This window comes from Desulfuribacillus stibiiarsenatis (assembly GCF_001742305.1).
GTDB lineage: Bacteria > Bacillota > Bacilli > Desulfuribacillales > Desulfuribacillaceae > Desulfuribacillus_A > Desulfuribacillus_A stibiiarsenatis.
This window is the reverse complement of sequence record NZ_MJAT01000033.1, coordinates 87,154-109,880: the sequence shown is the minus strand read 5'-3', so window position 1 is coordinate 109,880 and position 22,727 is coordinate 87,154. Positions and strand designations below refer to the sequence as shown.

Sequence of the window (22,727 nt, the reverse complement as noted above, 5' to 3'; positions counted from 1 at the left end):
ATGAAACATATAGTAATTGTATATGACATTCGCGATGATAAACGGAGAACGAAAATCTTCAAGACATTAAAGGATTATGCGACACCTGTACAGTATAGTGTTTTTGAGGCAATCATAACAAAAGAAGAGTATGTCAATTTGAAATATAGACTGAAACGATTGATGAAGAAGGAAGATAGCATCATATTCTATTCCCAGTGCGCTAGTTGTAAGAGTGATTTGGAGCGGCTAGGCACGAATGTTGTAGTGTTTGGTGATATTGATTTGGTTTATTAACAGGAGATTCGATATCAATGTAGAATTATATACCATAGAAAACATTAAAAGAGTCAAAATATCGAGAGGTTCGGGTGGCTGGAATTTCTAAGAGTTGCTCGGTCATTGGAAACATTGGATATTCAAGCAATTTAAAGTTACTATTTGAAACTTAAAGAGGTTGGAAAACAGCACTTAATGAGGCTCTCGAATTAGATTCAGTCAAAATATAGCTATCAAAGGTAAAAACCATAAGCGGTAACAAACATCTAATTTCCGTTAAGGGAATTGAAACAATTTCAGCAATAAATCTTTACGGCTGTTACTACATGTAACAAACATCTAATTTCCGTTAAGGGAATTGAAACTGATATGGTATGTCATAGACGGTTTATCAGGGTAAAGTAACAAACATCTAATTTCCGTTAAGGGAATTGAAACACTATTCAAGTCTCATCAGTGCAGTTTTATTTGCCGTAACAAACATCTAATTTCCGTTAAGGGAATTGAAACTCATCCATACCAACTTCACACGTTTGTTCTTTCAGTAACAAACATCTAATTTCCGTTAAGGGAATTGAAACAGTACCACCAACGACCACGGCGGTAGCCGTAGCCAGTAACAAACATCTAATTTCCGTTAAGGGAATTGAAACCCTTTTGTCTGTGTACGGTGTCTTGATCGCTTTTGGTAACAAACATCTAATTTCCGTTAAGGGAATTGAAACAGTAACAGATGTACTTGCGCCACTCTTGTTATCTATTAGTAACAAACATCTAATTTCCGTTAAGGGAATTGAAACGCTTCCTTTTTTTCATTTGCACGTTTCTCTGCTGCCGTAACAAACATCTAATTTCCGTTAAGGGAATTGAAACTCCCGCTGCGCTTTCATTTCTTCCAGCGTAGCTATCGGTAACAAACATCTAATTTCCGTTAAGGGAATTGAAACGCAACATGCCGCGCTTGAATCCACACTGTACCGTCAGTAACGTAACAAACATCTAATTTCCGTTAAGGGAATTGAAACTGGTCAATCATTATCCATATCTTAACTAAAACCACCCTCGTAACAAACATCTAATTTCCGTTAAGGGAATTGAAACGTTACTTTAATATCTTGCAAGTCAACTGTATATAAGTAACAAACATCTAATTTCCGTTAAGGGAATTGAAACAACTTTTCTGTAACTATGTAGGGGCCCTTAACCTTATCCTGTAACAAACATCTAATTTCCGTTAAGGGAATTGAAACTTAATCTTAAGACTAACAGCGGAACGAATGACCGTGTAACAAACATCTAATTTCCGTTAAGGGAATTGAAACATATCTACTATGGCGGCTATTTCACCGTTTGCGCCGTAACAAACATCTAATTTCCGTTAAGGGAATTGAAACAAATGTAGGTATTGATTATAATAAGAATGATTTTCTTAGTAACAAACATCTAATTTCCGTTAAGGGAATTGAAACTACTTTTCAAGGATTCCACGTAATGGATCTCCTGCAGTGTAACAAACATCTAATTTCCGTTAAGGGAATTGAAACACTTCTACATCTATAATAGCCAATCCCACAGACTTTGGTAACAAACATCTAATTTCCGTTAAGGGAATTGAAACATTTCTTCAACATCTGTGTCTTGAGTTTCTTGAATATGTAACAAACATCTAATTTCCGTTAAGGGAATTGAAACATGGACATCGATCGATCCACGAGCTGTACACGTTGAGTAACAAACATCTAATTTCCGTTAAGGGAATTGAAACTCTGTTTCGCCGATAGCATTTGCTAAATCTCTTTCTGTCGTAACAAACATCTAATTTCCGTTAAGGGAATTGAAACGATAGCCTGCAGCCAGTGGCATAAAAAACTTCTATCATGTAACAAACATCTAATTTCCGTTAAGGGAATTGAAACTAATTTAAACATCCTTTCTTGTATTTGATACTCTTAGTAACAAACATCTAATTTCCGTTAAGGGAATTGAAACACAAACTGCTTTGTTGCCGCGTGCATATTTTCTTCTGGAGTAACAAACATCTAATTTCCGTTAAGGGAATTGAAACCAAGCTAACAGAACATAACCTGGACGATTTCGACAAGAAAAGTAACAAACATCTAATTTCCGTTAAGGGAATTGAAACCTAAGCCATTCCATAGTGAAGCTCCTAAATATTCTATTGAGTAACAAACATCTAATTTCCGTTAAGGGAATTGAAACATTTTCTTTATTGGCTGCTCTATATGTTCTGTCGGCGTAACAAACATCTAATTTCCGTTAAGGGAATTGAAACACGGATCAGTCTAATTTAATTGAAATTCTTGATTATATGTAACAAACATCTAATTTCCGTTAAGGGAATTGAAACATCGTGTAATCATTAGGAGGGGGAGAATCTATTAAAGTAACAAACATCTAATTTCCGTTAAGGGAATTGAAACAATAGTGCCAGTCTCACACAATGGGCAGTAGTCTTACCTGGTAATAAACATCTAATTTCCGTTAAGGGAATTGAAACTTATATTGAGACTCAGAGATAACATTTTGCTTTATGTAACAAACATCTAATTTCCGTTAAGGGAATTGAAACTCACTGATATCGATTGTTGGTCCACCAGCAAAAGGATCGTAACAAACATCTAATTTCCGTTAAGGGAATTGAAACCATAGTTGGCGTGATACAAAAAGATACTTCTTGCTATGTAACAAACATCTAATTTTCGATTAGGGAATTGAAACATTCTAACTGCCTTTTGATGTTGTCTTGTAACGTCAGTAATAACAATCTAATTTCCGATTAGTGAATTGAAACTTACCATGAAGAATTCGAAGATCAACAACTCTTTCTGCGTAATAATAATCTAATTTCCGTACAGGGAATTGAAACCCTGCGTGTTTCTCTACTGCGGCAACGAACTCATCCATCGTAACAAACATCTAATTTCCGTTAAGGGAATTGAAACTTCAACGTAGTCGCTGGGTCTTTGACTATATCAGGCTGTGTAACAAACATCTAATTTCCGTGCAGGGAATTGAAACACTTAAAAAGGAGAGGATGTTTAATAACAAACATTTTCTCCTTTTGCTAAGCACAGGTCAACTACTTGTTGTTTTAGTAATAGAAAACAAAAAAGAGAAATTGAATGAAATCGCAGGATTTTCCCTGCGAATATAACTGTTTTTATAGTTTGGGTTTCGTATATAATATAAAAAGGTTAGTAAGATTTAGTAATTTATAGATTTTGGGAAAATAACAATTTCAAGGAGTGAAGCAAATGACTGTACAAGCATACGTCAATTTTAATGGTAAATGCCGCGAAGCTGTAGAGTTTTACGCCGACGTTTTTGCAGCGGAGAAGCAGCAGATTATGTTTTATGGGGACGTTCATACAGATGGAGAATTTCCTCTAACAGAAGAGACAAAGAATTTCGTGATGCACACTTTTCTGGAAATAAAAGGTAGCAAAGTCATGTTTTCTGATGTTCCGCCAGGTATGCCATTTGTCGTTGGGAATAATATTAGCTTGACTATAATAAGTAACGACGTAGATGAAATAAAGACAATGTTTGATAAACTTAAAGCAGATGGTACGGTTGTTATGGAGCTTCAGGAGACTTTCTGGAGTAAATGCTACGGTTTTGTAACGGATAAATTCGGGATAGGTTGGCAGTTCAATTATCCTGAAGAATAATCATTACTTAAAAAAGCGACCCAATGGAGGGTCGCTTTTTTGAGTACTATTTTCAGTTCTTTTTCCAGTTCTTATATCTCCAATAAATGTGTCACAGAAACAGTATGCTTTTCTTCCGGTTTGTCGAGAAAGTGAACTGTAACTGTATTACTTTCATCATGGACTTGTTCGATGTAGATAGGTGCACCATTATACGTAACATCGACCATGCTTGGCGAAGATGCTATATCATGCGCGCGTAAAAGATCCATCAAAGGCACCTCCTTTATACTTGAACTCGCAAATCATCGTTTGTTAACGACGGTAATAATATGCACAACAACGTTTTGTGATATTCCAGTCGTTACATTTCAATTGGCATACGTTAAGAATGTAGAACAAGAATCCTCCGAATTGAATAATATTAATAATGGGATTTTTAACTGTTATCGTATTATTGTTCTTTAGGAGGTGATGTAATTGTTCGGGCTTACACCTTTTCGAATGAGTCATCCCAATCAATTGTCTGTACAAATGGATGAAACCGATTCTGCCTATGTAGTAAATGTTCAATATCCAAGAATCGATGAGAACTCAGTTACGGTTGAATATGTCAATCATCATTTAATCATTCATGGCAAAAGGGAAGAATTTATGGAAGATAAGAGGAAGAATTTTATTCGTCAAGAGCGTTATTACAGCGAGTTTAGCAGGACTTTTTATATCGGCAATGCGGATGGAGATAACCTTCAGACTAGCTATGAAAAAGGATTTCTAAAAGTAACACTTCCGAAAAAGAAATAAAATAGCATCTTAACAAGTATCCGGCAATAGAATAAGATAATTTCCCAAGTAGACACTAAAAATGTATAGTTTAATTATAAGTATGGCATATCTGAGGGGTGTTATTTATGACAGACCAAATAATTAGAGAAGATGCAGGATGGAGTTTGGACAACAGTTATCTTCGTTTGCCAGAAACATTTTATACAAATGTATGGCCAACTCCTGTCCAATCACCGCAACTGTTTGTTCTAAATTCGGATTTGGCAAATTCTCTGGGCATAGCCAACGAATTCCTTAAAAGTAAGGAAGGTGTAGAAGTGCTGGCGGGGAATCAGATGCCTATAGGTGCTGAACCGCTTGCCCAAGCGTACGCTGGCCATCAGTTTGGACATTTTACTATGCTTGGAGATGGTCGAGCGATACTGATAGGAGAACAGATTACTCCTAAAGGGGAGCGTTTTGATATTCAACTAAAAGGCCCAGGAAGAACTCCCTATTCTCGCCGTGGGGATGGACGAGCGGGTCTTGGACCAATGCTGCGTGAGTACATAATTAGTGAGGCGATGCATGCCCTAGGTATTCCCACGACTAGAAGTCTGGCTGTAGTTACGACTGGGGAGACAGTAATACGTGAAACTTTTCAACCGGGTGCTATTCTTACGCGAGTAGCGGCTAGTCATATACGCGTTGGAACCTTTGAATACGCGGCTAGCTTTGGAACATCAGAGGAACTCCAGTCGCTGGCAGATTACACACTACAGAGACATTATCCTGATTTCGAAGGTCGTCAGAATCAGTACTTATATTTACTCGAAGAAGTAATTAAGCACCAAGCAGAATTAATTGCGAAATGGCAATTAGTAGGGTTCATACATGGTGTTATGAATACAGATAATATGACAATTTGTGGTGAGACAATCGATTATGGGCCATGTGCTTTTATGGATACCTATGATCCCGCTACTGTATTTAGTTCCATTGACACCTATGGTCGATATGCGTATCGTAATCAGCCGAATATCGCTACGTGGAACCTTGCAAGATTTGCGGGTACATTACTTCCGTTACTCGATCAGAGTCACGAGCAAGCAATTGAAATTGCGAAAGCTGCTATTGCGCAGTTTACGCCACAATTCGAACAAGCTTGGCTAACGGGAATGAAAGCGAAATTGGGGATTGTCAATCATGAAGAAGCGGATAAGGAATTGATTGAAGGCCTACTCAGCATGATGCAAAAGTACGGTGCTGATTATACGAATACCTTCCGAGCGCTTACGTTGAATCAAGTGAATGAACTTGTTTTATTTGGTTATGATGAATTCACGCAGTGGTATGAAATGTGGCTGGCACGGATAAGTAGACAAGAACAATCAAAGGATGAGATTCTGCAGTTAATGAAGAATAGCAATCCTGCAATCATACCTCGGAATCATCGGGTGGAAGAAGCAATAGAAGCGGCAGTGGAGCTGAGTGATTATGGTGTCATGGAGAAGTTAAACGAAGTGCTATCAGAGCCATATGCTTATACAGTGGATCAAGAGCATTACGCTTCACTTCCAGACGCATCGTATGGAGCTTATCGAACATTTTGTGGTACTTAAGACGCAAGACTCATTTGCGTCGGGCAACTAAGGCATACACCTGCGTCCTAAGGACTTGGTGTATGCCAAGTTTTGTTTATAAAGATTTAATTACCTATTCATAGTCTATACATATATCCTTCTTATAATTATTTATAGAACATAATAAATAGTTTGTTAAGAGGAGAAAGTGAATAAACATGAATATTCAATCCGTGGATATGAAAAACTTGAGAGTATTGAAAGCTGAATTAACTAGATTTATGATGACCTACAAGTTTGCATTAGACGAAGTAAATACAAAGATTGATATATTGAAGCAAGAATTCAGTTACATACACGAATATAATCCAATTGAACATGTCAAATCGCGTCTTAAGTCTCCAGAAAGCATAGTCCAGAAAATATATCGAAAAGGATACCCGCTCACCCTTAGCGCAATCAGAGAGAACATCCAAGACATAGCGGGAATCAGGATTACGTGTTCCTTTATCTCTGATATTTATGAATTAAGTAACATGCTTCAAAGTCAAAAGGACATTACCGTAATCGATTGCAATGATTATATAAAGAGCCCAAAGCCAAATGGTTACCAAAGTTTGCATTTAATATTACAAGTTCCAGTCTTTATGAGCGATCGTGTAGAGATGGTCTGTGTTGAAGTCCAAATACGAACGATTGCAATGGATTTCTGGGCGAGTTTAGAACATAAAATTTACTATAAGTATAACAAAGAAGTACCGCAGTATTTAGTAGAAGAATTAAAAGAGGCAGCAAATACTGCCGCACAATTGGACAGAAAAATGGAAAACATCCATAAGGAAATGCTAGATATAAAGAATTCTGATGAAGAGGAAGATATCTATGAATTAGTTATAAATAATGAGAAATTTCAATTGCCATTTGACCTTTTGAGTACCCTGAAACTGCGGAGTTAATTGTATAAAATATGAGGTGGTAGAAAAATGACATTAAAATTAGAACAAGTAACAAAAAAATTTAAGGACTTTACAGCAGTGGATCAACTATCAATATCAATACCAGAAAAAGAGATGTTCGGTTTCTTAGGAGCTAACGGTGCAGGAAAGACAACAACTTTCCGAATGATTCTGGGGTTGCTATATCCGACTAGCGGAACCATAAGTTGGAATGATCAGCCAATCAATTATTCTACGAGTCCCTATATTGGATATCTTCCAGAGGAGAGGGGATTATACCCGAAGTTAAAGGTGAAAGAACAAGTGATTTATTTAGCGCGATTACGAGGTATGCAAAAACAAGATGCTTTAAAAGAGTTGGTATACTGGTTAGAGCGATTCAAGGTGCCAGACTACTTAGAGAAAAAAGTAGAAGAACTCTCAAAGGGAAATCAACAGAAAATACAACTAGTTACAGCTATCATACACAAACCAAAACTGCTGATTCTAGATGAACCATTTAGTGGGCTCGATCCAGTGAATGTGGAAATGCTAAAGGAAGCCGTATTAGATTTGAAGGCGAAAGGAACTACCATCGTTTTTTCTAGTCATCAAATGTATCATGTGGAAGAAATGTGTGAGCATTTATGTATTATGCATCAGGGAAGACCAGTTGTACAAGGTGCACTTAAAGATATCAAACGTTCTTTTGGCAAAAAGAATTTAATTATACATGGGGATTTCCCAATGGAATTTCTAAAGGGTTATTCAGGTGTTACAAATGCAAGGGTAACAGCAGAAGGTATTGAATTACAGATCATCAGCGAACATATAGCAGAAAAGATATTGCAAGATATTGTTGGAAAGGGATTCATCCGTAAGTTCGTATTAGAAGAACCCTCTCTAAACGACATTTTTATTGAGAAAGTAGGTAATTCCTTTGAATAATTTTTGGATTATTTTATTGCATACGTACTCAACTAAGATTAAATCAAAGCAATTTATTATAACTACGATTATTACATTGACAATTATGCTTGGTCTAACAAGTATTCCTCATATTATGGACTTTGTGAATAGTGATAAAGAGCAGGACAAGATTGCAGTGATTGACGATACGGGTCTCTTATTTGATTCTCTCAAACAAGTAATCAGTACAACGAATGAAAATGTTCTTTTAGTAGCTTATAATGGTGGTCAGGAGAATGCTGTACAAGAAGTAAAAGAAGGCAAGTGGAAAGGCTTATTAATTTTAACGAACAACTCTGAGAACTTACCAGAAGCAACATATACATCTATGACGATAACAAATGTTATGCTCCCTAATGAACTTAGAAATAGTTTGCAGCAAATGAAGACACAGCTTGCAGCTTCTAAGATAAATCTCACACAGGAACAATTGGAAACTCTCTATGAACCAGTTTCATTCCAACAGATTGCCTTAGAGGAAAATGCTAAAACCGTAGAAGAACTAAATCAGGCTAGAGGTCTAGTCTATGTCCTTCTTTTTGTTATATATTTTGCGGTCATTTTATATGCAAGTATGATTGCAATGGAGGTAGCTACAGAAAAATCGTCACGAGTTATGGAAATTCTCATATCTAGTGTATCACCAATTAAACATATGTTTGCTAAAATAATTGGTGTAGGACTCGTAAGTTTAACACAAATGATCCTACTTCTAAGTGTAGGTTATTATTCAATTACAAGAAATCTTTCGTCTATGGAGGGCGGATTTTTCGATTTTTTCGGTTTTCATAATGTACCAGTACTAACAATTGTTTATGCTTTTGTTTTCTTTATTCTCGGCTACTTTTTATATGCCACTCTAGCAGCATTGTTAGGTTCTTTAGTGAGCAGAATCGAAGATGTTCAACAAACAATTACCCCTATGACACTACTGATTGTTGCTGGATTCATGATTGCCATGTTTGGATTAGGTGCACCTGACAAAACATTTATAACGATTACTTCTTATATTCCTTTTTTTACGCCTATGATTATGTTCATGAGAGTTGGTATGTTGAATCTTCCTGCTTGGGAGCCATTACTAGGTGTAGGGATTTTATTAGCAACAATTATTATTATGGCTATCTTTGGAGCTAGAGTTTACAGAGGTGGAGTACTAATGTATGGGAAAACTAGTATACTAAAAGATATTAAAAAAGCTCTTCAATTTTCAAAAAATGAGTCAAGATAATCAGTTTTCAATTACTGTGTTTGAGGAGAATAGGGAATGGGGATTCAAATTTTTGGAGCGGCAAAATGCTTTGATACGAAAAAGGCAGAGCGTTATTTTAAAGAAAGAAAATTGCCATATCAGTTGGTTGATTTGTATAAATATGGCTTAAGTAAAGGCGAATTTGCAAGTGTTAAGGCAGCCCTTGGCTTAAACACTTTATTTAATCAAAGCTCTAGTGATTATAATAAGTTGAATCTAGATCGCATTTCAGGAGCGAGTGTTAGGGAAGAAATTCTCTTTAAGAACCCTAAGCTATATAAGACGCCAATTGTCAGAAATGGAAAGCTTGCAACAGTAGGGTATCAGCCAGATGTCTGGAAAGAATGGACGGGTAGTGGCACGGGCTATGTATAAGAAAGCAATAGAAGAAATAAAGGGCAAGCATATCTATAGTTCGCAAGAGATTGCAAAAATAGACGAATAACAGTAAATAATAGTAGCCTCTACGTAAGGTAGAGGTTTTTTTATTTGACAAAACGTACGATTCATCATAAAATCAAATTACTAAATTACTAAATTACTAAATTACTAAATTACTAAATTACTAAATTACTAAATTACTAAATTACTAAATTACTAAATTACTAAATTATATTTCGGAGGTCATAGAATGAAGATACCTACAACATTGAAACACAAGCCTGTCATAGTTGCAGAGAACTATGAAAATATTGATGGTAGAAACGCTTACAATTCCGAAGCTAAGGGAATTTCACTAGGATTAGCACAATGGAACGACAGAGGGAAGATTGATATATCTGCCAAGGTATGGAGACATACGGGAGGAAAATGGTCAAGGCAATCGGAGGAGCTACCCCTTCACCGTGTATTAGATTTGGCCATACTTGTTTGTCGAACAAAACAACACTTTCAAGAAGCTTATCGCTTTGAAAATCTGTATAATACGGAAAACTCTGTGGTAGACAGAGTAGGCTTACAGGGGGATGCTATGACCGTAGCCGTATGCACAGATAATGAAAAGATAAATGAAGATATTAAGTTATTTAGCCAATCATTAAGTGAAGATGGAGAGCTCATAGGAGAACGCTTAAGCACTCTATCAAGAATCTTAAAGGAAATGGGTTATTGATATGGACAGAAAGAAAGAACTGAAAGAACAATACAAACAAATGAAGACAGATATGGGGATATTTATTATCAAATCTGATGTTGATAATAAGTGCTTGCTTGAAGTCAGTCAAGACTTAAAAGCAAGAATCAATCGTGTGAAGTTCCAATTAAAGATGGGAAGTTACCCTAATAAAGACCTGCAAAATGCTTGGAAGCAACATGGCGAATCAAGATTTTCAATAGAAATTCTGGAAACATTAAAGTACGATGAAGACGAGTCAAAAACTGACTATAGTGTTGAACTAGAGATATTACAGCTGGTTTGGCAAGAAAAAATCGAAGAGACAGGATTAGAATACTATTAAAATTAGCCAATGGCATAATCATAATATAAAATGCGACCTTTTCTTTATTGGGTCGCATTTTTTTTATTTTTTTATCGATTGACAGGTAAAAATTACAAGAATATAATAAACGCATGAACATATAATTATATAATAATATGACAAAGTTGAACTATTGAAATCAATGTAATAGATATGAATGACTTATTAGAAAAGTAGTTAGGAGAGGAATTCAATGTTTGGGTGGCTAGATTATCTAGTAGCATTATTTGTTGAGAAAATACTTTCGATATCTACAGAGACTAGGTTGGGTTCGAGTATTCACTTTTTCTTCTATGACACGATTAAAATCATTATTCTTTTAGGTGTTATGATTTTTGCTATATCGTATATTAGAAGCTATTTTCCACCAGAAAGGACTAAAAAGATTCTTGAAAGATTTAGCGGTATTAAAGGAAATATTATGGCATCGTTATTAGGTATTGTTACGCCATTTTGCTCCTGTTCATCGGTACCGATTTTTATTGGATTTGTGGAAGCTCGAATACCGTTAGGAGTGACATTTTCTTTTCTCATCACATCTCCGATTGTTAATGAAGCAGCGTTTGCGATTCTTATTGCGTCTTTTGGATGGAAAATCGCTTTGGTATATCTCGTTACCGGAATTGTTGTGGGAGTTTTAGGAGGGATATTCATTGGTTCGATGAAGTTGGAAAACGAAGTTGAAGAATATGTGTATCAAATTAAATCAGGGGAAATAGAAATCGAACAATTAACACATAAAGATAGAGCACAATTTGCGTTAGATAACGTAAAAGAGATTATTAGAAGAGTATGGATTTTCTTATTAATTGGTATAGGGATTGGGGCATTGATTCACGGATGGGCCCCAGCGCCTTTATTGGCTAAATACGCGGGCCCTGATAACCCTTTTGCGGTAATTATCGCTGTAGTCTTTGGTATTCCATTATACTCCAATGCGTTAGGGACAATTCCCATTGCAGAAGCTTTAATCAGTAAAGGCGTTGGGATAGGAACGGCCCTCTCTTTTATGATGGCGACTACTGCTTTATCACTGCCAGAGATGATTCTATTAAAAAAGGTAATTAAAACAAAACTCATTGTAGTTTTTGTTAGTATTACAGGTTTTGCAATCATATTAGTAGGATACTTTTTTAATGCAATCGCACACTGGCTCATATAATGAAAGTTTAATGATAGAAGGTGAGGGTTAAATGGGTTTATGGTTATGCTGATTGGTTTATATATGTTTTACTTAGGTTTCTAATATAACTTTGGAGGTAATTGATATGATAATAAAAATTTTAGGTACGGGTTGTAAAAATTGTGTGACTTTAAAAGAAAATACTGAGATAGCGTTAAAAGAAATAGGCATGGAAGCTGAAATTACAAAAGTAACTGACTTCAAGGACATAATGGCGTATGGCGTAATGTCTACTCCAGCATTAGTAATTGATGAAAAAGTAGTTTCATATGGCAAGGTATTAAAGCCCAAAGAGATTGCAAATATATTGAAAAGTTAACCATCTATTAACAAAATAGGGCCAAACCCGAAGAATGTAACTCCTAAATATAAAACAATGAATATCAAGTTAACTAGCCATTTAATAATAAATGGACCACCTACTTTACAAATAATTATTATCTATAGAAAGATTGGGGTGTTTTTCTAAGGGGTGCGGCCTTGAATTAGTAGTTACGAAATCATTACATATGTTCCATTCAATCGGGAATAATATTTGGGTACATACCAAATATATTGGAGGATGGTTCATTTGGAACATTCAATGTTTTGCTATCAATGTGAACAGACAATGGGCGGCAAAGGGTGCACGAAGCATGGAGTTTGCGGAAAAACACCAGAAATATCTAATTTACAAGACCTTTTAATTCATCAGTTAAAGGGTATATCCTGTTATGCAAAGCCTTTAATCGAGAAGGGCGAACACATGGATAAGGAAATCGTAAAGTTCGTAGAAAATGCACTTTTTACAACTTTAACTAATGTTAACTTCGATTTAGATTTTCATTTGGAAATATTACAGGAATCACAAACAATAAAAGAAGCATTGAGAAATAAAGCACCGCAGGGCGATTATCCAGAAGTGGCGACATATAACTTAAGTCATACGAAGGATCAGATGTTAAGGGATGCTGTCAAAGCTGGTATCATGTATGATCAGACAATTGACGAAGATATCCGTTCCTTACGCTCAACAATTCTTTATGGACTAAAAGGGATTAGTGCTTATGGACATCAAGCACGATATATTGGTCATCATAGTGATCAAGTAGATATGTTCTACTTCCTAGCACTAGAAGCAATTACGAATGAGAATCTCACAATGGAAGAATTAATACGGATGACGATGCGTGCAGGAGATATGAGTGTTGAAGTCATGAGCGTGCTAGATGAAGCAAACACTACGAGATATGAAAATCCATCACCGCAAGCTGTAAACGTAAACATCCAAAAGGGTCCATTTATTATTGTTTCGGGACATGATCTGAGAGATCTTGAATTATTACTTGAACAAACAGAAGGAAAAGGGATAAATATCTATACTCATGGAGAAATGCTGCCAGCTCATGGATATCCAAAGCTAAAGAAGTTTAAGCATTTAGTCGGAAACTTTGGTTCTGCTTGGCAAAATCAGCAACATGAGTTTGATGGTATCCCAGGTTGTATATTAATGACGACCAACTGTCTAATGAAGCCTAGAGACACATATAAAGATAGAATATATGTGACAAACGTTGTAGGTTGGGACGGTATTAAGAAAATCGAGTTAAAAGAAGACAATACAAAAGACTTTACAGAGATTATCAATAAAGCGTTAGAACTAGGTGGATTTGAAGAAAGTGAGAAATCTAAAGAAATCCTAGTCGGCTTTGGTCACCATGAGACCTTATCCCACGCTGAAACAATTATCAACGCTGTCAAAGACGGTAAGATTCGACACTTCTTCGTAATTGGTGGATGTGATGGTGCAAGGCCTGGCCGAAACTACTATACAGAATTTGCTGAAAAGGTTCCCGAGGACTGTGTGATTTTAACTTTAGCTTGTGGAAAGTATAGATTCAATAAACTGGAGTTCGGTACTGTAGCGGGGCTGCCAAGGTTGCTGGATATTGGTCAATGTAACGATGCATACTCAGCGGTAAGAATCGCTACTGCTCTTTCTGATGCGTTTGAAACGAACGTGAACGCTCTGCCGCTAACTATTGTATTGTCATGGTATGAACAGAAAGCTGTTGCAGATTTATTAGCATTATTATCCTTAGGATTTAAGGGGATGTACCTAGGACCAAGTTTACCTGCGTTTATATCGCCAAATGTATTACAATTCTTAGTTGACACGTTTAACATAAAACCGATTAGTACAGCAGATGTAGATTTGAAGAATTCACTACAACAAGCAATCTAATGATGTGATTACAGAACCGCTCTCAATACTTTAGAGAACGGTTCTGTTTAATATTCATAGAATACCTTCTTCTTTCCCATAATATCTATAGATAGACAAGTGTAAAAGTGAACGACATAGCTTTATGTTAATTCTAAAGCTATAGAAGAAGGATGTGAGTTGGTGAGAAAAAAAGGTATTTCTACGTTTAAAGTAGCGGCTACATATATTGGCACGATTGTTGGGGCAGGTTTTGCCACAGGGCAGGAGGTATTACAGTTTTTCGCCAGATTCGGTATTGCTGGTTTACTAGGCATCGTGTTAGTAACTATTATGTTTATATTCTTTGGACACATGATTATGGATATAGGAAGAAAATTAAATGCTACCTCCCATCTAGAAATCATCCAATTCTCCGGGGGAAGGATTTTGGGAACGATTATTGACGGGGTTATAATATTCTTCCTGTTCGGTGCGTTAACTGCGATGATTGCAGGAACTGGGGCACTTTTTACGCAACAGTTTCAAATTTCGAGCTTGTTAGGGAATATCTTGATGGCTGTGATTACTGCAGTGACTGTACTGACAGGAATCAATGGTGTAATCAATTCCATCAGTATTGTCGTGCCGTTTCTACTTGTTACAGTTGTAGGCACAAGTATTTACTCTGTTTTATATACACCACCAGATATCCATGCAGTTGCAACAATTTCAGGAGACAGTGGACTCATAACGAATTGGTTCTTAGCAGCTATTCTCTATGTTTCTTATAATATTATTATTGCGATAGCTGTGTTAGGTCCGTTAGGGGTGAGAGCAAACAGTCGGAATACGATAAGAAATGGAGCGTTTCTAGGAGGTCTAGGATTAGGACTTGGATCTGTGATGATTTACCTCGCCATTTCTGGTAACATGGCAGAGATTGCAGGGTTAGAAGTACCTATGATGCATATTGCAAGTGGGATATCCCCAATTGTTGTGATTGTCTATGCGGTGATATTAATTGCGGCCATTTACACGACGGCTGTAGGATCTTTATATGGATTTGTGTCCCGCATTACTGATATTCAAAGGTCACCGAATAAGGGGAGACTGTTAGTTATAGTGACGACGATAGTTGCACTTGTTGCAAGTCAGTTCGGATTTTCGAATCTTGTGAAATACTTATATCCTTTAGTCGGTTACGGTGGTACGTTGTTATTACTTAGTTTAGTGGTTACTAAAATTAGGAAGAGGGCATAAGACTACCCTACATAGTACAATCTTCATTCAGCTTTACCATTCACTTTTTAACAAGGTGAGTGGTTTTTTTATTTCAGGTAGTAGCATCGTTATGTGTATTTTTTGACATACTAAAATTGGTAAATATAAATTGTATAGCGTTTTCATTCGGGGGTGTAACGTTGGACTTAAATTTTATTTGGAAAGCTGCCGTAATTGTCATAGGTGGTGTGTTGATTTTACGTTTAGCTGGTAGGAAGTCCATTTCCCAGCTGACTGTCGCACAGACGGTTATGATGGTTGCCGTTGGCTCACTCATTATACAGCCAGTGGGTGATAGGAATATATGGATCACACTTATCATTACTTTCTTGATGGTACTTACCCTTATTTTTCTTGAGTATATGGCTCTGAAATACGATAAGCTGGAAAGCTTTATGTACGGTAAATCAATCGCAGTAGTGGAAAATGGGAAGATTATCAAAGCAAATTTGAAGAAAATGCGCTTAACGGTCGATATGTTAGAGCTTCGTATTCGACAACAAGGGATTTCCAATATTAGTGATTTGCAGTGGGCAACTATAGAGTCAAATGGCCAGATTGGTTACATGTTAATGCCAGCTAAGCAACCTGCTACAAAGGCCGATATTCAAATGCTCTTATCGATGATTCAGGAAACCGGACTAGGCGCGAAAGAGTTTAAGTCGGTCAATATAGTAACTAATGAAACTGAAGATACAGACAATCTATTTCAAGAAGTTAAAACAAAAGCTCATAGAAAAGACATTCCAGATCATTTGAAATGAGGACAACTCTTTGGAGGCAGCTAAAACTGCGAAAGCAACAGAAAAGTATAAAAACTACATAGCAATCTTATCAACATGGGTTATTTTGGCGACTGCTATAGGTATTCTTGTCGGTTCTGTAACTTCAGTACTACTGAATACAAACGACTTTCTTGGAGAAACGCGTGAAGCCAACACATGGCTTATTTATTTCTTACCGCTTGGCGGTATACTGATTGGGTATATGTATATGTATCATGGTAAAGAATCTGGGAACGATGCAGCATTAGGGAACAACTTAGTCATAGAAGGCGTCCACGGAAAATCTAGGGTATTACGGAGAATGGGTCCAATTGTTTATATAGGTACATTCATCACTGTATTATTCGGAGGATCTACAGGTAGGGAAGGTGCTGCAATTCAGATGGGCGGAAGTGTTTCTCAGGGTATTATTCAATTTTTCAAGATTAATCCGATTGATACGAAAATACTGCTAATGAGTGGTATTAGTGCGGCTTTTGCTGCAGCCTTTGGTACACCAATTACAGGTGCTATCTTCGGAATGGAGATGGTTACCTTAGGGAAGATGAAGTATAATGCGTTCATTGCTTGTGTAGTAGCTAGTTTCGTCGCACACTATACGACGGAGAAAGCATGGGGAGTAGAGCACGAAAAGTTTATTATTCAAGCGATTCCGGAACTATCCATTGTGACTTTCGCAAAAGTAATTGCCGTCTCAATCCTATTTGGATTATTAAGTCTTCTGTATTGCCAATTGCGACATGGAATTCAGAAATATACTGAAAAATTATTTAATAAAAATCATATGATACGTGCATTTGTCGGAGGACTGGTCATTATTGCATTGACAGTTTTGATTGGTTCCTACGATTATAATGGACGTGGTCTAGATATGCTGGAACAGTCATTTAAAGAAGACGTTCCACCCTATGCGTTTATAGCAAAGTTAGTATTCACCGCAGTTACATTGGGAACTGGATTTGTCGGTGGGGAGGCTATACCGTTATTCTTCATGGGTGCGACCTTAGGCAATACTTTATCTACTATTGTAGATTTACCGATGTCTTTCTTAGCAGGATTAGGATTAATTGCTGCTTTTTGCGCTGGAGCGAATACGCCTATTGCAGCTCTTTTTCTTAGTATCGAGATGTTTGACGGGAAAGGTATAGAATATTTCCTTGTTGCGTGTCTTGTCAGTTATATTGTATCGGGACATCATGGTTTATGGCCATCGCAGTCCGTGTATGGATCGAAAAGCAGATTGTATGGAACGAAAAAAGGCGACACCATAGAACAAATAGAGCAAAACAAGTAAATAATAAAAGGAAAATCATGTCCCATGGAGAAATATATATTAAATATAGGGTCTAGTAAATGGTAGATCTAGTGGAACAGTAAACGGAAGAAATAGTAAATTAGGAAGATGGAAGAGTTAGTAAAGAGGGGAATAGAAAAGTAAGTTAATAGAGGTCTATGAACAAAAAAATATATTGGTGGAGGAGATATCATGAAGAAAATCGGGTTCATCGGTGTAGGTGTAATGGGAAAGTCAATGGTACGTAATTTAATGAAGCATGGACATCAGGTGTCGATTTATACTCGGACAAAGAGTAAAGTCCTTGATGTCATTGAGGAAGGCGCGATTTGGTGTGATGACGTAGCCAGTTGTTCTAAGAATCAAGATGCTATTATTACGATTGTAGGATATCCAAAAGACGTAGAGGAAGTATATTTTAGTGCAACAGGGATTATAGCAAATGCCAATCCTGGAACCTATATTATAGATATGACAACAACAAGCCCTAAGCAGTCTGTGCAAATCTATGCAGAAGCGAAGAAGAATAATCTGTTTGCATTAGATGCACCTGTTTCGGGCGGAGATATCGGTGCGAAGAACGCGACACTATCGATTATGGTTGGTGGTGACAGAGAGGCATTTGATGCTTGTTATGACATTTTTACATGCCTTGGAACAAACATTATTTACGAAGGTGGTGCCGGTACTGGGCAACACACGAAAATGGCAAACCAAATTGCAATCGCTGGCGCTGTGGCTGGTGTATGCGAGGCAATGGCTTATGCGAGAAACGTCGGGTTGGATGTCCAAACAATGTTAGACAGTATCAGTAAGGGCGCCGCTGGTAGTTGGCAGATGACGAATATGGCTCCGCGAATCTTGAACGGAGACCTTAATCCAGGATTTTTCCTGAAACACTTTATTAAAGATATGGATGTGGCAGCCGAAGAGGCAACCACTGTCAACATACAGCTTGATGTGCTAGAAACAGTACTGAAAATGTACAAAGAGTTAGAAGAACAAGGATTAGGAGATTTAGGAACGCAAGCGCTAATTAAATATTATAAGGGTTTTTAGATATATTCTTTTCTTTTTAACTAAGAGGCTTGGAAATCATGCCGAATCAAGATTATGAAATTACTTTTGAAGTGAGAGTGAAATCCGAAGAGACGCAATTATTAAATGAAATATCAAGTCTAAACGGGATTAAGTCTGCAGTCATGTTAAGTTATGATGGAAAATTTACAGCGTAATGGATAGAGACTTACTTTTCAGATATGTATATTCCTAAGAGAAATAGAAATAGTAATCATATTAGACTTCTTAGAGCATTAAGAGGAAAAATATGAATCAAGTAGTAAGTGATATTACCAAATGGTTAGAGCAGAATACTGGCAGTACTTTAATAATTCAAAAGAGAGAATCGAAAATTGGTACGCATGAAACGATGGATATCGATAAAGTTCGCTTCGAACTGGAAAGGATTTCAACTCGAACGATAGAAAGACCTGATCCCGATTATTATTTAGCCAATCAAGAGGTAATTCTACACGGCAAAGGAAAAATCATCACGGATAAAGGTGAAATCGACATCCCACAAGATGTATATGAGGTACCAGTGTATAAAGGGATAAAAGCAACGATTGCAGAAAAGAATCTAACAATCGAAATGGAAAAAGCAAATTACTCCATTATAGTACATTAACATATAGTACATCAAACTTAAAATGGGTGGCCTAGGCCACCCATTTAATGTTTGATGTAAATGTATTGATATCTAATGTATTGCTAACTAAGTTCGTTATTATCAATACATACAGTTTTGTTAGCAATCACTGATACACTTTGGAGAAATACACGAATCATGACTACAATCTGAGTAACAAGTATCATTGCTAGCAAGATAGTCATATTCGATTGTAAAGGCCCACCACCAAAGATTACTGTGAAATAGCTATCAGCAGCATAGGTTGCAGGTAGTAGAGAACTGATTAGATAGTAGAAATCAGAAAGCATCTCCCTAGGCACTACAACCCCCGAAGTTACTAGCTGAATCGATAAGGATAGAATATTCAATAACATACCTGCCTTCCCAAACAAATATAGCCACATTTGAGATAAGGATAGAAATGCAAAAAATACAAGTGTTTGTAATGACCATGCTGTTAATACTGATGTCTTGATGTCTAATGAGAACAAGCCCATAAGTGTTAATGTAATAATTGATAACACAATAGAAACAGCGATATTAATAGTTTGTCGGCTAAAAAATATTGCCCATTTACTACTATCAATCAATCTACATGATGCTTCATGAATTTGCATACTCATAATCATTGCGCCAACAAAAGAAGCAAGTACAATCATCATTGGAACCATGGATGCTCCAAACCCATCGACGTTGTTAGTTTTTTCTATTTGACTGGTGACTGAAGGTGCAGAAATGATAGATAATTGGTTTTTGATTGAGTCGGCTATTTGGATTGCAAGTAGCTCAGAAGGCAATGTACTTTTTAGCTGTACTTCTAATTGCGTAGTAAAGGCTGCATGCTTTTTCCATTGAATCTGAGTGTTTATATCTTGGGATACTTGACGTGCTACAGATTCCATTGCTTGTTTTGCCACTGTAGATGTTGCTTGGTTGATGTAATAATTCAATCTTGCTGTCCCAGTCGATTGTACCATTTGGCTAAAATCAGTAGGGATATGAAGTACCATTTGAGTTTCTCGTAAGTTCATAGAAGATAATGCATCATCTAACTGATCTTTCGTAATGACTTCAAAAGGTAACCGTGTATTAAGCATATTTTCGATTTCGTTGCCAATTCCCGTTTTGTCTTCGTTGATAATAGTGATTGAGAGCTGATTCATTCGGTCAGATACTCCATCGTATGCGGTCAGCCATACCGAGAAGAAGATTAACTGAAATGCTATTGCCGAAACTATACCAACGTAAGTTAAAGGCAATTTGAAAAACTTTTTTAACGTATCCATAATTCCACTCTCCTTAAGCAAGTACTTGCTTGCTTTAACTTTAGCATATAAACTAGGGCGTTAATGCCCTAGCAAATAGCATAATACTATGTTTGATGAACTCATCTGTGGGTATAGATGTTACATTATCCTGTAAGCGGGCTTTCTGAATGAAATACCCAAAGTTTAGCCAGATGAAGTTCATCGCTTGGGCTTCTAAGTTACATTCTATTAGTAAGCCTTTTTTCTGCATAACGGAGAAGTACTCCATCAGATCTTTTTTCAGCTGAAGGGGTGTTTTCGAAATCGTTACATTCAAATCTTCATTCAGATTCCCGTCTTTAAAAGCGATAAGAATCAGGTCTTTCTTAGACTGAACTAAATGTTGGTAGGAGCTGGCAATGATAGAAAGATCATGTTCGAGATTCCAAGTCATTTGATCACGAATCATAATAGATAGAACTGGCACGTAAGAAATGCGCTCAGCAGCAGCCTCGAGGATTCCTTTTTTAGTTCCGAAATGGCGAAAAATTGTTACTTCATTTACTCCTGCTTTCTTCGCAATTGCTTTCGTGGTAGCCCCTGCATACCCCTTATCTTTAATTAGCTCAATAGCAGCATCGATGATTCTTTCTGTAGTTTCATTCATAATAGGACCTCGACAGAAGTATATTTTCATCATGCAAGTAATCACTTACATTACTATCATATATTAATGGACGAGCTATTGTCAACACAATGGTAAAAATATCTAAGTCGTGATAAAATACCAGTATCATAACGAAAAGGGGAAATGTTTATGTATAAAACAAATGTTGCTGAGATTGTTTCCAATAAGGAGGTATGTGTAAAATAACTTACATGTAACCTCCAAAAGGCAATTTAACTTTGGGAGGACTCCATTGAATGAATGTGAATATGAAAAGCATTGGCCTTACAGAATCTCTTTCTCAAGAGGCCATGAACTATAGCAATTTATTGGTAGGTAGAGTAACTGCACAATATAAAGATTCCTATAAGGTTGTAACAGAGCGCGGGGAATTCATTGCTAGAATTTCTGGAAAATTTCGTTACCAGATAAATAATCAAGTGGATTATCCTGCCGTGGGTGACTTTGTTATGGTTGACGGCATAAACGATGTAAACGGAAATACAGTAATTCATCATATCCTCACTCGAAAAAGTATCTTCTCCAGGAAGGTAGCTGGCTCAAGAAACGACATACAAGTAGTAGCTACAAATATTGATACCCTATTTCTGTGTATGTCGATGAATAATGATTGGAATCTTCGTAGGATGGAGCGGTATCTTTCGATTACTTGGGATAGTGGGGCAACCCCGGTAATTATTCTAACAAAGTCAGACTTATGTGAAGAACTAGCTGCGAAAATCCAAGAGTTGCAACCGATAGCAATTGGGGTTGATATTTTAGTTACGAACAACTTATCAAAGGATGGACTTCAGTCTGTTTTTAAGTATATCGGAACTGGAAAAACAATTGCTTGTATTGGTTCTTCAGGCGTTGGAAAATCAACACTGATTAATCGTGTGCTTGGAAATGATGGCATAGCTACTAGTGAAACTAGAAAAGACGATAAGGGCAGGCATACTACTACAAGACGTGAGTTATTTATAGTACCTGGGGGAGGTGCGATTATTGATACTCCGGGTATGCGAGAACTTGGTATTGTCAGTAGTGATATATCGAAGTCATTCGCTGATATAGACCAACTTGCATTACAATGTAAATATCGTAATTGTACGCATAATAGTGAGCCAGGATGTGCGATCCAACAAGCGATTCTAGAGGGATCTCTAGCAAACGAACGACTGCATAGTTACCATAAACTTAAGAAAGAGATTCGATACGGGGGTCTCAATTCTAAACAAATTGAAAGAGAGAAAATAAATACTATGTTTCAAGGGATAAGCGGTATGAAGCAGGCTAGAAAAATGATCAAGGAAAAGAATAAAAGGAATAGATAGAAATCTTCACAAAACAGACTAGTGTTTGAAGTGACCCCTAAAAGTTAGACAGACCTAATAATTGGGGTGCAGTTCAGTTCGCTAGTCTGTTTTTCTTATTTAGTAATTCTCATAACAAATGGGCATTCTATTGATTGGGGAAATTTA

The 22,727-nt window shown here is 36.8% G+C and carries 24 protein-coding genes and 1 CRISPR repeat array; of the genes, 20 read left to right on the top strand and 4 right to left on the bottom strand.

Annotated features, from left to right (window positions below):
* Both cas2 and BHU72_RS09840 read left to right on the top strand, forming a co-directional pair.
* Positions 1 to 276: a CRISPR-associated endonuclease Cas2 gene (gene cas2 / locus BHU72_RS09845; RefSeq protein ID WP_069702464.1), complete on the top strand. Its 276-nt coding sequence runs from the start codon at positions 1 to 3 to the stop codon at positions 274 to 276.
* Positions 277 to 513: 237 nt separating this feature from the next.
* A CRISPR array of direct repeats spans positions 514 to 3,297; the repeat unit is 37 nt; unit sequence GTAACAAACATCTAATTTCCGTTAAGGGAATTGAAAC.
* 236 nt (positions 3,298 to 3,533) lie between these two features.
* Positions 3,534 to 3,950, top strand: coding sequence for a VOC family protein (locus BHU72_RS09840; protein WP_069702463.1), 417 nt, complete (start codon positions 3,534 to 3,536; stop codon positions 3,948 to 3,950).
* A gap of 71 nt (positions 3,951 to 4,021) precedes the next feature.
* Here BHU72_RS09840 and BHU72_RS09835 read toward each other — a convergent pair whose 3' ends face one another.
* Entirely contained in the window at positions 4,022 to 4,201 is a 180-nt protein-coding gene (locus BHU72_RS09835; protein WP_069702462.1) for an H-type small acid-soluble spore protein, read from the bottom strand.
* A 208-nt stretch (positions 4,202 to 4,409) separates the two neighbouring features.
* On the opposite strand from BHU72_RS09835, the gene BHU72_RS09830 reads away from it, so the two are divergent.
* The 10 genes from BHU72_RS09830 to BHU72_RS09785 all read left to right on the top strand — a co-directional run bounded on the left by BHU72_RS09830 (position 4,410) and on the right by BHU72_RS09785 (position 12,413).
* Entirely contained in the window at positions 4,410 to 4,733 is a 324-nt protein-coding gene (locus BHU72_RS09830) for an Hsp20 family protein (protein WP_069702461.1), read from the top strand.
* A 107-nt stretch (positions 4,734 to 4,840) separates the two neighbouring features.
* Positions 4,841 to 6,316, top strand: a complete 1,476-nt coding sequence (locus BHU72_RS09825) for a protein adenylyltransferase SelO (protein ID WP_069702460.1) — start codon at positions 4,841 to 4,843, stop codon at positions 6,314 to 6,316.
* A gap of 200 nt (positions 6,317 to 6,516) precedes the next feature.
* Positions 6,517 to 7,233, top strand: coding sequence for a GTP pyrophosphokinase (locus BHU72_RS09820; RefSeq protein WP_245671887.1), 717 nt, complete (start codon positions 6,517 to 6,519; stop codon positions 7,231 to 7,233).
* Positions 7,234 to 7,260: 27 nt separating this feature from the next.
* Positions 7,261 to 8,160: an ABC transporter ATP-binding protein gene (locus BHU72_RS09815; RefSeq protein ID WP_069702458.1), complete on the top strand. Its 900-nt coding sequence runs from the start codon at positions 7,261 to 7,263 to the stop codon at positions 8,158 to 8,160.
* Positions 8,153 to 9,412 carry an ABC transporter permease gene (locus BHU72_RS09810; protein ID WP_069702457.1) on the top strand — a complete coding sequence of 420 codons (1,260 nt, stop codon included), beginning with the start codon at positions 8,153 to 8,155 and terminating at the stop codon, positions 9,410 to 9,412. Before BHU72_RS09815 ends, BHU72_RS09810 begins: the two co-directional genes overlap by 8 nt.
* A 36-nt stretch (positions 9,413 to 9,448) precedes the next feature.
* Complete coding sequence (locus tag BHU72_RS09805) at positions 9,449 to 9,808, top strand: arsenate reductase family protein (RefSeq protein ID WP_069702456.1); 360 nt, start codon at positions 9,449 to 9,451, stop codon at positions 9,806 to 9,808.
* 256 nt (positions 9,809 to 10,064) lie between these two features.
* Positions 10,065 to 10,544: a DUF6530 family protein gene (locus tag BHU72_RS09800; RefSeq protein ID WP_069702455.1), complete on the top strand. Its 480-nt coding sequence runs from the start codon at positions 10,065 to 10,067 to the stop codon at positions 10,542 to 10,544.
* A gap of 1 nt (position 10,545) precedes the next feature.
* Positions 10,546 to 10,890 (top strand): GIY-YIG nuclease family protein, encoded by a 345-nt coding sequence (locus tag BHU72_RS09795; RefSeq protein WP_069702454.1) that lies wholly within the window; start codon positions 10,546 to 10,548, stop codon positions 10,888 to 10,890.
* Between the two features lie 214 nt (positions 10,891 to 11,104).
* Positions 11,105 to 12,073 carry a permease gene (locus BHU72_RS09790; protein ID WP_069702453.1) on the top strand — a complete coding sequence of 323 codons (969 nt, stop codon included), beginning with the start codon at positions 11,105 to 11,107 and terminating at the stop codon, positions 12,071 to 12,073.
* A 106-nt stretch (positions 12,074 to 12,179) separates the two neighbouring features.
* Complete coding sequence (locus tag BHU72_RS09785) at positions 12,180 to 12,413, top strand: thioredoxin family protein (protein ID WP_069702452.1); 234 nt, start codon at positions 12,180 to 12,182, stop codon at positions 12,411 to 12,413.
* On the opposite strand, the gene BHU72_RS16645 is transcribed toward BHU72_RS09785, so the two are convergent.
* Positions 12,410 to 12,499 (bottom strand): DUF6954 family protein, encoded by a 90-nt coding sequence (locus tag BHU72_RS16645; protein ID WP_436796457.1) that lies wholly within the window; start codon positions 12,497 to 12,499, stop codon positions 12,410 to 12,412. The genes BHU72_RS09785 and BHU72_RS16645 overlap by 4 nt on opposite strands.
* Before the next feature lie 166 nt (positions 12,500 to 12,665).
* On the opposite strand from BHU72_RS16645, the gene hcp reads away from it, so the two are divergent.
* The 7 genes from hcp (at position 12,666) to ymzB (ending at position 19,326) form a co-directional block, all read left to right on the top strand.
* Entirely contained in the window at positions 12,666 to 14,318 is a 1,653-nt protein-coding gene (gene hcp, locus BHU72_RS09780; RefSeq protein WP_069702451.1) for a hydroxylamine reductase, read from the top strand.
* Positions 14,319 to 14,480: 162 nt separating this feature from the next.
* The gene (locus tag BHU72_RS09775) at positions 14,481 to 15,539 is read left to right on the top strand and encodes a YkvI family membrane protein (RefSeq protein ID WP_069702571.1); all 1,059 of its coding nucleotides are present in this window, start codon (positions 14,481 to 14,483) and stop codon (positions 15,537 to 15,539) included.
* A 161-nt stretch (positions 15,540 to 15,700) separates the two neighbouring features.
* Positions 15,701 to 16,324, top strand: coding sequence for a DUF421 domain-containing protein (locus tag BHU72_RS09770; RefSeq protein WP_069702450.1), 624 nt, complete (start codon positions 15,701 to 15,703; stop codon positions 16,322 to 16,324).
* A 10-nt stretch (positions 16,325 to 16,334) separates the two neighbouring features.
* Positions 16,335 to 17,639: a voltage-gated chloride channel family protein gene (locus tag BHU72_RS09765; RefSeq protein ID WP_069702449.1), complete on the top strand. Its 1,305-nt coding sequence runs from the start codon at positions 16,335 to 16,337 to the stop codon at positions 17,637 to 17,639.
* 192 nt (positions 17,640 to 17,831) lie between these two features.
* The gene (locus tag BHU72_RS09760) at positions 17,832 to 18,698 is read left to right on the top strand and encodes an NAD(P)-dependent oxidoreductase (protein WP_069702448.1); all 867 of its coding nucleotides are present in this window, start codon (positions 17,832 to 17,834) and stop codon (positions 18,696 to 18,698) included.
* A gap of 38 nt (positions 18,699 to 18,736) precedes the next feature.
* Positions 18,737 to 18,874, top strand: coding sequence for a hypothetical protein (locus BHU72_RS15880; RefSeq protein ID WP_176720457.1), 138 nt, complete (start codon positions 18,737 to 18,739; stop codon positions 18,872 to 18,874).
* Between the two features lie 92 nt (positions 18,875 to 18,966).
* Entirely contained in the window at positions 18,967 to 19,326 is a 360-nt protein-coding gene (gene ymzB, locus BHU72_RS09755; RefSeq protein WP_069702447.1) for a protein YmzB, read from the top strand.
* Positions 19,327 to 19,409: 83 nt separating this feature from the next.
* Here the strand turns inward: ymzB and BHU72_RS09750 are convergent, their stop codons facing one another.
* Positions 19,410 to 20,615, bottom strand: a complete 1,206-nt coding sequence (locus BHU72_RS09750; RefSeq protein ID WP_069702446.1) for a YhgE/Pip domain-containing protein — start codon at positions 20,613 to 20,615, stop codon at positions 19,410 to 19,412.
* Between the two features lie 52 nt (positions 20,616 to 20,667).
* A complete protein-coding gene (locus BHU72_RS09745) occupies positions 20,668 to 21,243 on the bottom strand; it encodes a TetR/AcrR family transcriptional regulator (RefSeq protein WP_069702445.1) in 576 nt (191 codons plus the stop codon).
* Between the two features lie 257 nt (positions 21,244 to 21,500).
* Between BHU72_RS09745 and rsgA the strand changes: the two genes are divergently transcribed.
* Complete coding sequence (gene rsgA / locus BHU72_RS09740) at positions 21,501 to 22,580, top strand: ribosome small subunit-dependent GTPase A (protein WP_069702444.1); 1,080 nt, start codon at positions 21,501 to 21,503, stop codon at positions 22,578 to 22,580.
* Positions 22,581 to 22,727 lie beyond the last annotated feature (147 nt).

Bases quoted from the DNA above. Each gene is read 5' to 3' on its own strand.
- cas2 (WP_069702464.1), top strand. From the start codon at position 1: ATGAAACATATAGTAATTGTATATGACATTCGCGATGATAAACGGAGA.
- BHU72_RS09840 (WP_069702463.1), top strand. From the start codon at position 3,534: ATGACTGTACAAGCATACGTCAATTTTAATGGTAAATGCCGCGAAGCT.
- BHU72_RS09835 (WP_069702462.1), bottom strand. From the start codon at position 4,201: ATGGATCTTTTACGCGCGCATGATATAGCATCTTCGCCAAGCATGGTC.
- BHU72_RS09825 (WP_069702460.1), top strand. From the start codon at position 4,841: ATGACAGACCAAATAATTAGAGAAGATGCAGGATGGAGTTTGGACAAC.
- BHU72_RS09820 (WP_245671887.1), top strand. From the start codon at position 6,517: ATGAAAAACTTGAGAGTATTGAAAGCTGAATTAACTAGATTTATGATG.
- BHU72_RS09815 (WP_069702458.1), top strand. From the start codon at position 7,261: ATGACATTAAAATTAGAACAAGTAACAAAAAAATTTAAGGACTTTACA.
- BHU72_RS09805 (WP_069702456.1), top strand. From the start codon at position 9,449: ATGGGGATTCAAATTTTTGGAGCGGCAAAATGCTTTGATACGAAAAAG.
- BHU72_RS09800 (WP_069702455.1), top strand. From the start codon at position 10,065: ATGAAGATACCTACAACATTGAAACACAAGCCTGTCATAGTTGCAGAG.
- BHU72_RS09795 (WP_069702454.1), top strand. From the start codon at position 10,546: ATGGACAGAAAGAAAGAACTGAAAGAACAATACAAACAAATGAAGACA.
- BHU72_RS09790 (WP_069702453.1), top strand. From the start codon at position 11,105: ATGTTTGGGTGGCTAGATTATCTAGTAGCATTATTTGTTGAGAAAATA.
- BHU72_RS09785 (WP_069702452.1), top strand. From the start codon at position 12,180: ATGATAATAAAAATTTTAGGTACGGGTTGTAAAAATTGTGTGACTTTA.
- BHU72_RS09760 (WP_069702448.1), top strand. From the start codon at position 17,832: ATGAAGAAAATCGGGTTCATCGGTGTAGGTGTAATGGGAAAGTCAATG.
- BHU72_RS15880 (WP_176720457.1), top strand. From the start codon at position 18,737: ATGCCGAATCAAGATTATGAAATTACTTTTGAAGTGAGAGTGAAATCC.
- ymzB (WP_069702447.1), top strand. From the start codon at position 18,967: ATGAATCAAGTAGTAAGTGATATTACCAAATGGTTAGAGCAGAATACT.
- BHU72_RS09750 (WP_069702446.1), bottom strand. From the start codon at position 20,615: ATGGATACGTTAAAAAAGTTTTTCAAATTGCCTTTAACTTACGTTGGT.
- BHU72_RS09745 (WP_069702445.1), bottom strand. From the start codon at position 21,243: ATGAATGAAACTACAGAAAGAATCATCGATGCTGCTATTGAGCTAATT.
- rsgA (WP_069702444.1), top strand. From the start codon at position 21,501: ATGAATGTGAATATGAAAAGCATTGGCCTTACAGAATCTCTTTCTCAA.